Here is a 9,873-nt window from a genome sequence, read left to right on the forward strand (position 1 = left end):
GCTGTTACCATAAGACGCTAATTGTGACTGCCACCGACCTTTATTATGCTTCGGTGACAGTTCATTCATAGGTTATCCCACTTGAGACTCTCGATAATTATTCTTTATGAAGCTATGAAAAAATTTACCGTGCGATTCTGCTCCATCAAATTCATACCAACATGTAATAGGAAAATCATGGTAATTCCATACTGCACCACTATTGAATTCAATCTCTAATGTAGAAATAGATTCGTCGTACCCAATACTACGAATCATGCTTGATGAAATACTTCTTCGTTCCATTTTACACTCCTTTGGTTATATTTTCTGTTCACGTATTTTAGTTACAACAATTTTATAATTATCAGCATCGAAAGAAAATGCTTTTGTCCAACATTCAATTAACTTTGGATCTTCACTTGTAGGTCTTGGGTGATTCAATTTCAATCGAACTCTAGATGGAATTTTTATAGCCTCACCTGAAATAACTGCCTCACCTATACGCAAAGATGAAAGAAGATCCATAAGACTATTTAGATTATCGGGGGCTGATGATTTCACTATGGATTGATCACTTGAATTGGTAAGCCTAAGAGCTATCAACGTGCCAATTTGGGAAATTATAGTCTCTGACAACTCTGAGGGGCGTTGAGAAATGACTAGCGCTCCTACGCCAAATTTTCTCCCTTCTTTAAATATTTTCTCAACTGCGGCTTTTGAATAATTACTCTTGTCATTTTTCCCTAAATACGTATGAGCTTCCTCAAATGCTAAGAGTATTGGCCTTTGCTTACCGGTATATGACTCTTTACGCCCCCAGAACATGCTGTCGTAAACAAATCTTGTAATCAAGCCTATGGTTATATCTAACACCTCAAATGGTACACCGCTAAGATCTAGTATTGTTAATCGCTGCTCACAGCCTATCCAGTCAGCTAGTAAATCATGCAAATCTTTTTCAGAATCTGCTGTTTTGTAATCACCTGGATTGAACAGAAAATCGTATCGGGTATCTCTGAGTCGAGAAAGTAATTTCTTTTCATAAGAAAAATACTCTGCGTGTTGAGATTTATATGGAGCTGTATTTCCCATTACATATGCTTCAAAGGTTGCCGGAGTCAATGTTTCTGCATCCCCAGCAGCCAGTTCATTTGCTGTATCTCTAGTTTGTTCATCTTTCTTTGCAGAAGAAAATGATGCATTAAGTAACCAATTCATCTCATACCATAGCTGCCTAGCGCTAAAAGGAATAGGTGAGTCGGCTGTGATAAGATTTTCATTAACAATCCCAGCTTTTAAATTTAAGTTTTCTTTCTTAAGCTTTGTTACAAGATCTCTCAGTAAACGATATTCTATTCTTTGTTCATCGCGATGATCAGCACCTACAAGAAAATAGGCAAGTTCTTCAAAGGTCATAAGCCAAAATGGTATCACCAATGGGGATGCTACTTCATTAATTCGAAGTACTTTGGCATCAGGAAATGCAGAAGCATATTCACCGTGTGGGTCAACCAATATAATTCTTGAACCAACGTAACCATGTAGAATAGATTTCAAAATACTGACGGTAGTATTGGATTTCCCGCTACCTGTTGAGCCTAAAATACCACAGTGACGTAAAATTAAGTTATGAGTATCTACATGAACACCTAAATTTTCAGATGAAGAATGTTTTCCAATTTCAATGGAACCGGCATCCTTTTCACCATAAATTGCAAATAAGTCGTGTTCGATTACAAGGTGTACTTCATCACCTATTGTAGGATAAGTACCCACTCCTTTTTCAAACTCACTGTCACCTATTTTTTCGCCAATCAGTTGTACTGAAAGAAATTTTGAGCTTACTCTATACTCATCATCGCTACTATCTGTGAACGGTCTGTCACTTACCGCAGCAACGATAGCGTAGATAGTAATATTTCCCATTGGCATTTTTACAAATGTGCCGATCTGGCCAATTTTATACAATCGTCCATTTATTATTGGCGCAGCGGAAGGTATTTCTGATGAAACTTCTACCTCTACAGTACTGGAATCCACACGAATAACCTTTCCTAAATATGTAGAATCAGTCTTCATTTATAGATACCTCAATCTCACTACTACGACCAGAATTACCAACTAAGAACTCAACCAAATAATTAAAATCACCAAGCAAGAATTTTTCACCTTCAGCATTCCAAAAACTATCACATTTTTCTTTGTTTTTTAGCTCGGATTGGTCAAAGGACCATTTCCCTAATGTTCCGTTTATAATCGCAGTTGTTGGTCCGAATACAGATAGATTTAGATATCCTGCCGAAAGGGAATGCAATTTTTTAACTTCACTGTCTGCATAAAAAAAGACTACAACACTAAGCCTGTTGTTTTGCCTCAAGCAATTAAAAATAATTTCATTTATATGCTGATCTAAAAATGAGTATCCGGTGAAAATGAATAGAAGCTCACCATTTAGTAAATAGTTTTTAAGGCGGTCGAAGTAAACTAAAAAAGGTTGTCTACGAGATAGATCATATTTTTCTTTTGATGGGTAAATGACTATCTCATTTTTCTCTTCTTCAATTTTATCTACTTTCCCAAGGCGTATAACTTTATGCGACTTCAGATTCTCTCTTTTTTTCCAAAACCAACTAAGAGAACCATGTATCTTCCATAATCGAATCCAGTTCTGAGTTAGATCATTTCTACGAACAAGTGTTTCGACACTTTCTTGCCAAAAAAATGGTTCATAAGAACCAACGAAACCGTCAAAATACGGCGCACGAATTGCTTCAAGAGATTTTTCTATTACCAGATCATAATTTGTAGTAAAAATCTCTTTCGAAAAATCTCTGTTTTGCATGTTTAACCACGCAAAAAATTTCTTTGGAGCAGTCAGATTAGCACTAACTTCTTTCTCCGTGATTAGATTATAAATATTTTTGCAAATTTCAATATCCAGATCACGCGCGCTTATGCCAGAAACCCCGAGGAATTCTCTATCAGGCCTTTCTTCAGTTATTTCGCGAATCCGTCTTATCTGATTAAGAATATCTTCAATGCTAATTGTTTCATCAGGCTTCGATAAGTCTGTTTTAATAACATTAAAATAATCCAACAATGATCCGGTTAATGCACTTTCGACTTGAATAGTCAATTGAGATATATTTGGCAAGCCTAAAGCACAGGAGGTACCAGCCCCCATAAAGAAACCAATATTTTTAGCGTAGGATAGTTGACTTTTTAGCTCACGAATTTCTTTAAGTAGGTTTATTTCTTCCATAGCTTTTAATTCCCTATCATAATTTGTTGTATGACTTGATCTCTGCTTAGAATAATTCTTTTTAAATCATGGTTAATATTATCTTTATGATGATTTCTGATTGTTTTCCGATTTTTTTAACCGAAAATAAGTAGCCCGAGAAACCCCTGTCTTTTCTAGAATTATTTTTTCTGATAGCTTCTGATTGATAAGTTGTCTGACAAGTGCTGCTTTCGAGTGCGGTTTCCGTCCAAATTTGACACCGGATGCCATAGCAACAATTCTGCCATCATTAGTGCGTTCCAGAATACGTTCTCGTTCTGCTTCTGCAACAGCCGCCAAAATTTGAATCACCATTTTCCCCATAGTTCCTTCTGTACTTAGTCCGTTCTCCAGAAAACGAATGGCTATTCCCTTTTTATAGCAAGCATCAACAATGTGGATCATGTCTACGGTATTGCGGCCAAGCCGATCCATTTTGGTACAAATAATGATGTCATCCTTTTCTGCACGGGCAAGCAGCCGTTGTAACCCTTCGCGCTCATCCGTGGCTCCTGACATCATATCAGTAAAAATCCGGTCATCTCTGACACCTACAGATTTCAGCTCCGTAATCTGTACCGTCAGTTTCTGATGGCTGGTTGATACTCTTGCATATCCCAGTAATGCCATATTGGTCTCACAAATCGATATTGATACTGCGTAGTATCATAAAGTATAAATCGCGATTTTTGATACTCATGTTTGAAATCGTTTTGAGTGGTCTCAAAACTTATAACATTTGAGATAGTTAAAAATAGACCTAAGTCATAGTTACGCAAGGAGTGCTGGATGCCTATCGATTTTTTGACTGAAGAGCAGAAGCAAAATTATGGGCGTTATGCGGCAGAGCCGAACGAGGTACAACTTTCCCGTTATTTTATTCTGGATGAAAATGACCTGATATTCATCGCACAAAGGCGCGGGGACCAAAACCGTCTTGGTATAGCCCTTCAACTAACATCCGTCCGATTTTTAGGAGCGTTCCTGCCTGATTTGGCTCTGGTTCCGCACAATGTACAAACCTTTGTTGCCACGCAGCTTTCAATCAGTCGGACTGATATTCTGGCTGAATACGCAAAACGAGAACCAACCCGCTGGGAGCATTATGCTCAAATCAAAAAATATTATCACTATCATGAGTTCGGGGAGTTTCCGTGGACATTCAGATTGAACCGGTTGCTGTATACCCGAGCCTGGATTAGCAATGAACGCCCCAGCCTGATGTTCGATTTCGCCACCGCATGGCTGGTACAGCATAAAATTTTATTACCAGGAACCACAACACTCTCCAGAGTGATCACCGAAATCCGCGAACGAGCAGCAAACCGTCTTTGGCAAAGATTACTGGCATTGCCCAATGATGAACAGAAACGACAACTGGATGAATTACTGAGCTTTAGTGAAGGTCAGAGAGTATCCATGTTCGAGCAACTGAAAAAAGGTCCTGTGACAGTCAGTAGTCCTGCATTTAACGATGCACTTGATCGTTATAACAAATTGCACCAACTGGGTTTTCAGCAACTTGATTTTACAGGCCTTCCACCGGCTCAGCTAAAAAGTCTTGCTCGCTATGCCAATGTAACCTCGGTAAAAAAGATAGTTCGTATCCCCATGAAGAAACGTACAGCGATACTTATTGCCTTTGTTAAATCATTGGAGGTCATTGCGCTGGATGAAGCCATCGATGTTTTGGATATGCTAATCACTAATATTGCGGGAGAGGCTAAAAAAGCAGGGCAAAAGAAGCGGTTGAGGACGTTGAAGGATTTGGACCGCTCTTCGTTGATACTGGCAAAAGCCTGTGCACTCCTGCTGGATGAGGTAACTGATGATTCCCACCTCCGAAAATCAATTTTTTCCTGCATTTCCAAAGAAAGACTGGCTGAGTCGGTAAAAATGGTCAATGAGTTGGCCCGACCGGCAGACAATAATTTCCAAGATGAAATGATTGAACAATATGGGCGCGTTCGCCGTTTTCTACCCAGAGTTCTTCGGGAATTAACTTTTCTGGCCGCCCCGGCGGGAGAACATACTCTGGCAGCTTTTAACTATTTATCGTCGCTAGGCGCTTCAAGAAAGCACATCCTTGACGATGCTCCAAAAAATATTATTACCGGCCCCTGGAAGCGTTTGGTTTTTGACGAAGAAGGCCGAGTAAGACGGCCTGGCTATTCACTATGTCTACTTGAGCGGTTTCAGGATGCATTAAGGCGGCGGGATATTTATCTTGAGAATAGCGATCGTTGGGGAGATCCACGGTCAAAGCTATTACAAGGGACAGAATGGCAAGCTCAACGCGTCTCTGTCTGTCGAGCATTAGGCCACCCTGTCAATGCTCAGCAGGCAACAGAAAAGCTTGCTCAGCAGTTAGATTTTGCCTGGAAAGCGGTAGCTGATAGCTTTGATGATAATGCGTCAGTCCATATCGAATACGGGGGGAAACATCCTACGTTGACTATCAGCAGCCTAGAGAAACTGGATGAATCACCAAGTCTGATAGCTCTCAACAGACAAGTCAGAGGTCTTTTACCTTTGGTGGATCTGACTGAGCTCTTACTGGAAATCAATGCCCATACAGGATTTGCCGAAGAATTTACTCATGTCAGCGAGTCTAATGCGCGAGCGAAAGATCTGCATATCAGCATTTGTGCTGTATTACTGGCAGAAGCCTGCAACATTGGCTTTGAACCATTAATTAAGCACAATATTCCATCATTAACCCGGCATCGTCTTAGTTGGGTGAAACAAAATTATTTTCGGTCAGAAACCCTTATCAAAGCGAATGCTCGCCTGGTTGATTACCAGGCTACGCTCAGTCTCGCTCAGCGATGGGGTGGTGGAGAGGTCGCATCTGCTGATGGTATGCGTTTTGTTACGCCAGTAAAAACGATTAACGCCGGACCCAATAGAAAATACTTTGGCTCTGATCGTGGAATTACCTGGTACAACTTTATCTCCGATCAGTTTTCTGGTTTTCACGGCATTGTTGTCCCAGGTACGTTGAGAGACTCAATCTTTGTTCTGGAGGGTTTACTTGAACAGCAAACGGGGTTAAATCCACAGGAAATTATGACTGATACAGCAGGTGCCAGTGATTTGATATTCGGTCTGTTCTGGTTGTTGGGATACCAGTTTTCCCCACGTCTGGCGGATGCCGGAGATGCCGTTTTCTGGCGAGTGGATAAAAATGCGAATTACGGCCCTCTCGATGAATTGGCCCGTGGTTGCATCAATCTAGCACTGATTGAGGCTAACTGGGACGATATGATGCGGATTGCGGGTTCTCTTAAATTGGGAACTGTACAAGCATCAGAGCTAATCCGTAGTTTATTGAAGAGCACGCGCCCGTCTAGTTTGGCGCAGGCCATCATTGAAGCTGGGCGAATAAATAAAACGCTATACCTGCTGAATTATATTGATGATGAAGATTATCGTCGCCGAATACTAACGCAACTAAACCGGGGTGAAGGGAGACACAGTGTGGCTCGCGCCATTTGCCATGGTCAACGTGGTGAAATCAGAAAACGCTATCGCGAAGGGCAAGAGGATCAACTTGGATCATTGGGACTGGTAACAAATACTGTTGTTTTATGGAATACGCTGTATATGCAGGAAGCCCTTGGACATATTAATACAGATAGCCAGCCTACTGAAATTAACGAAGAAGATATATCCAGATTATCACCGCTGATGCACGGTCATATCAATATGTTAGGGCATTACTCATTCACCTTGTCTGAAAACGTGATGAATGGTGAATTAAGGCCTTTAAATCAACATGTTAATGAATATGTAGACTCTTAGCGTAGGTTTTCGCCCCATTGGACCTCAAACCCCTAACGTAGTGGTCTCCAAGAACATTCAGGACTGATCCCAGGCGTCGATGGTCAAGACCTGATCGGCAGGACAGGCGGCTACGCGGTCGGGAACTGGATGGTGTTCAGTCTCATGCCGACCCCATTCGATTGATCGCGTCGCTTGCGGCACGCTGCGACGCAAGGAGGTTTGCGACCTGGTTTAGCAGCCGTGTCCGCTGCATGTCTGTTACCTATCTCCCCGACCGCTCATTGGACCAACTCCAGAGATTGGGCTCTATCGCTCAGCCAATAGGAAACCGGCATTGGCTGATGCCACAACCGAGACGAACACAAATGGCTCGGTACCTGTATTTCGCGCCCCGTGCACTTGGCCCGGTCTTGCCACGGCTATCTCACCTTCCCTGAGGGCACGAACAATCCCATTGCCCTGAAAGTAATCAGCCATTCCCGACAAAACAGTCCACGTGTCTTGGCCGTGAGGATGAATGTGAGCCGCAATTTCCTGCCCGGGATGGACATGCCAAACCACGATAATTGAGTCTCGGGTTTCAAGCACAACGGAACGAATAGGCTCGCCTTCGGACGGCTGAACATACTCGGCTACAGAAAATATTCTCGATTCAACAGTCATCGGAGATCCCTCTTTCACAGTGCCCCCAGACAGGCTGGATATGAGTTCTAACTCGAATTTGAACGGGAGGCTGGTCGTGCGGTCGTGCAGTTGCCGATGAGCGTGTCGGCTGCTGCCTCCTTGCCCACCAGCGAACCAGACGGTCGCATGCGCATCCTTTCTTATCGAAACTCGTTGAGATGATATGCAATCAAGAATAGAATTTCAAGAACTATTTTCGAGAATCGCAATGCCTTGATTCCCGTGCCGCGCCGGTTGCCTTGGCGGGCTTGTCACAAACCTACGTTTTCAAGAAGAAGGAAACCGCATGCCCCGCCGTTCGATCCTCTCCGCCGCCGAGCGCGAAAGCCTGCTGGCGTTGCCGGACACCAAGGATGAGTTGATCCGTCACTACACGTTCAGCGAAAGCGACCTCTCCATCATCCGGCAGCGGCGCGGCCCGGCCAATCGGCTGGGCTTCGCGGTGCAGCTCTGCTACCTGCGCTTTCCCGGCGTCATCCTTGGCGCTGATGAGCCACCGTTCCCGCCATTGCTGAGACTGGTCGCCAACCAGCTCAAGGTCGGCATCGAAAGCTGGGACGAGTACGGGCAGCGTGAGCAGACCCGACGCGAGCACCTGGTCGAGCTGCAAACGGTGTTCGGCTTCCAGCCGTTCACGATTGGCCACTACCGGCAGGCTGTCCAGTTGCTGACCGAGCTGGCCATGCAAACCGACAAGGGCATCGTGCTGGCCAGAGCCTTGATCGAGCACCTGCGGCGGCAGTCGGTCATTGTGCCCGCCCTCAACGCCGTCGAGCGGGCGAGCGCCGAAGCGATTACCCGCGCCAACCGGCGTCTCTACGACGCCTTGGCTGAGCCGCTGACGGACGTGCATCGCCGTCGCCTCGACGATCTGCTCAAGCGCCGCGACAACGGCAAGACGACGTGGCTGGCCTGGCTGCGGCAATCCCCGGTCAAACCGAACTCGCGGCACATGCTGGAACACATCGAACGCCTCAAGGCGTGGCAGGCGCTCGACCTGCCCTCCGGCATCGAGCGGCTGGTTCACCAGAACCGGCTGCTCAAGATCGCCCGCGAGGGCGGCCAGATGACGCCCGCCGACCTGGCGAAGTTCGAGCCGCAGCGGCGTTACGCGACCCTGGTGGCGCTCGCCATCGAGGGCATGGCCACCGTCACCGACGAAATCATCGACCTGCATGACCGCATCCTGGGCAAGCTGTTCAATGCCGCCAAGAACAAGCATCAGCAGCAGTTCCAGGCATCCGGCAAGGCGATCAATGCCAAGGTGCGGCTGTTCGGGCGCATCGGCCAGGCGCTGATCGAGGCCAAGCAAGCGGGCCGCGATCCGTTCGCCGCCATCGAGGCCGTCATGTCCTGGGATGCTTTCGCCGAGAGCGTCACCGAAGCGCAGCGGCTCGCGCAACCCGAGGACTTCGATTTCCTGCACCGCATCGGCGAGAGCTACGCCACGCTGCGCCGCTACGCGCCGGAATTTCTCGACGTGCTCAAGTTGCGGGCCGCGCCCGCCGCCAAGGACGTACTCGACGCCATCGAGGTGCTGCGCAGCATGAACAGCGACAACGCCCGCAAGGTGCCCACCGACGCGCCGACCGAGTTCATCAAGCCGCGCTGGCAGAAGCTGGTGATGACCGACACCGGCATCGACCGGCGCTACTACGAACTGTGCGCGCTGTCGGAGCTGAAGAACGCGCTGCGCTCCGGCGACATCTGGGTGCAAGGCTCGCGCCAGTTCAAGGACTTCGAGGACTACCTGGTGCCGCCCGCGAAATTCGCCAGCCTCAAGCAGGCCAGCGAATTGCCGCTGGCCGTGGCCACCGATTGCGACCAGTACCTGCATGACCGGCTGACGCTGCTGGAAACGCAGCTCGCCACCGTCAACCGCATGGCGCTGGCCAACGAGCTGCCGGACGCCATCATCACGGAGTCGGGCCTGAAGATCACGCCGCTCGATGCGGCGGTGCCCGATACCGCACAGGCCCTGATCGACCAGACGGCGATGATCCTACCGCACGTCAAGATCACCGAATTGCTGCTGGAGGTAGACGAATGGACGGGCTTCACCCGGCACTTCGCCCACCTGAAGTCAGGCGACCTGGCCAAGGACAAAAACCTGTTGCTGACCACGATCCTCGCCGACG

6 protein-coding genes and 1 pseudogene are annotated in these 9,873 nt (G+C 46.5%); 2 read left to right on the forward strand and 5 right to left on the reverse strand.

Translation table 11 applies throughout. The features are described 5' to 3' along the window. Positions 1–72: 72 nt before the first annotated feature. From ACMHKJ_RS18790 to ACMHKJ_RS18805, 4 genes are all read right to left on the reverse strand, one after another. Positions 73–285, reverse strand: a complete 213-nt coding sequence (locus ACMHKJ_RS18790; protein WP_075261940.1) for a KTSC domain-containing protein — start codon at positions 283–285, stop codon at positions 73–75. A gap of 15 nt (positions 286–300) precedes the next feature. Continuing rightward, positions 301–2,061, reverse strand: a complete 1,761-nt coding sequence (locus ACMHKJ_RS18795; protein WP_046051737.1) for an ATP-binding protein — start codon at positions 2,059–2,061, stop codon at positions 301–303. Further along, positions 2,051–3,244, reverse strand: a complete 1,194-nt coding sequence (locus ACMHKJ_RS18800) for an SIR2 family protein (RefSeq protein WP_046051738.1) — start codon at positions 3,242–3,244, stop codon at positions 2,051–2,053. Before ACMHKJ_RS18800 ends, ACMHKJ_RS18795 begins: the two co-directional genes overlap by 11 nt. Positions 3,245–3,328: 84 nt before the next feature. Further along, on the reverse strand, positions 3,329–3,895 hold the full coding sequence (locus tag ACMHKJ_RS18805; protein WP_046051739.1) for a recombinase family protein: 567 nt from the start codon (positions 3,893–3,895) through the stop codon (positions 3,329–3,331). A gap of 159 nt (positions 3,896–4,054) precedes the next feature. On the opposite strand from ACMHKJ_RS18805, the gene ACMHKJ_RS18810 reads away from it, so the two are divergent. Further along, positions 4,055–7,069, forward strand: a complete 3,015-nt coding sequence (locus tag ACMHKJ_RS18810) for a Tn3 family transposase (RefSeq protein WP_046051740.1) — start codon at positions 4,055–4,057, stop codon at positions 7,067–7,069. Between the two features lie 288 nt (positions 7,070–7,357). Here the strand turns inward: ACMHKJ_RS18810 and ACMHKJ_RS18815 are convergent, their stop codons facing one another. Further along, the gene (locus ACMHKJ_RS18815) at positions 7,358–7,714 is read right to left on the reverse strand and encodes a cupin domain-containing protein (RefSeq protein WP_413496312.1); all 357 of its coding nucleotides are present in this window, start codon (positions 7,712–7,714) and stop codon (positions 7,358–7,360) included. Between the two features lie 307 nt (positions 7,715–8,021). Here ACMHKJ_RS18815 and ACMHKJ_RS18820 point away from each other — a divergent pair. Continuing rightward, positions 8,022–9,873, forward strand: a pseudogene (locus ACMHKJ_RS18820) (Tn3-like element ISPa38 family transposase); the annotation flags it as partial.

The sequence above is a fragment of the Morganella psychrotolerans genome (genome assembly GCF_965118875.1).
Lineage (GTDB): Bacteria > Pseudomonadota > Gammaproteobacteria > Enterobacterales > Enterobacteriaceae > Morganella > Morganella psychrotolerans_C.

Excerpts from the sequence above, each read along its gene's own strand:
- ACMHKJ_RS18790 (WP_075261940.1), bottom strand. The coding sequence starts at position 285 with ATGGAACGAAGAAGTATTTCATCAAGCATGATTCGTAGTATTGGGTAC.
- ACMHKJ_RS18795 (WP_046051737.1), bottom strand. The coding sequence starts at position 2,061 with ATGAAGACTGATTCTACATATTTAGGAAAGGTTATTCGTGTGGATTCC.
- ACMHKJ_RS18800 (WP_046051738.1), bottom strand. The coding sequence starts at position 3,244 with ATGGAAGAAATAAACCTACTTAAAGAAATTCGTGAGCTAAAAAGTCAA.
- ACMHKJ_RS18805 (WP_046051739.1), bottom strand. The coding sequence starts at position 3,895 with ATGGCATTACTGGGATATGCAAGAGTATCAACCAGCCATCAGAAACTG.
- ACMHKJ_RS18810 (WP_046051740.1), top strand. The coding sequence starts at position 4,055 with ATGCCTATCGATTTTTTGACTGAAGAGCAGAAGCAAAATTATGGGCGT.
- ACMHKJ_RS18815 (WP_413496312.1), bottom strand. The coding sequence starts at position 7,714 with ATGACTGTTGAATCGAGAATATTTTCTGTAGCCGAGTATGTTCAGCCG.